This window comes from Alkalicoccobacillus porphyridii, from assembly GCF_007293315.1.
In the GTDB taxonomy this organism is placed as follows: domain Bacteria; phylum Bacillota; class Bacilli; order Bacillales; family Bacillaceae_D; genus Alkalicoccobacillus; species Alkalicoccobacillus porphyridii.
On sequence record NZ_VLXZ01000039.1, the window covers coordinates 1 to 715 of the forward strand.

A 715-nucleotide genomic window follows, 5' to 3' on the forward strand; every position below is an offset into this window, starting at 1 on the left:
GCCGCAGCTTCGGTGCATGGTTTAGCCCCGTTACATCTTCCGCGCAGGCCGACTCGACCAGTGAGCTATTACGCTTTCTTTAAATGATGGCTGCTTCTAAGCCAACATCCTGGCTGTCTGGGCCTTCCCACATCGTTTCCCACTTAACCATGACTTTGGGACCTTAGCTGGCGGTCTGGGTTGTTTCCCTCTTCACGACGGACGTTAGCACCCGCCGTGTGTCTCCCGTGATAACATTCTCCGGTATTCGCAGTTTGCATCGGGTTGGTAAGTCGGGATGACCCCCTTGCCGAAACAGTGCTCTACCCCCGGAGATGAATTCACGAGGCGCTACCTAAATAGCTTTCGGGGAGAACCAGCTATCTCCCGGTTTGATTGGCCTTTCACCCCCAGCCACAAGTCATCCGCTAATTTTTCAACATTAGTCGGTTCGGTCCTCCAGTTAGTGTTACCCAACCTTCAACCTGCCCATGGCTAGATCACCGGGTTTCGGGTCTATACCCTGCAACTTAACGCCCAGTTAAGACTCGGTTTCCCTTCGGCTCCCCTATTCGGTTAACCTTGCTACAGAATATAAGTCGCTGACCCATTATACAAAAGGTACGCAGTCACCCCATAAAAGAGGCTCCCACTGCTTGTACGTACACGGTTTCAGGTTCTTTTTCACTCCCCTCGCCGGGGTTCTTTTCGCCTTTCCCTCACGGTACTGGTTCAC

Annotated in this window: 1 rRNA gene; it reads right to left on the reverse strand. The window is 52.7% G+C overall.

The window, feature by feature from the left end:
- A 23S ribosomal RNA gene (locus FN960_RS23405) occupies positions 1–715 on the reverse strand; the annotation flags it as partial.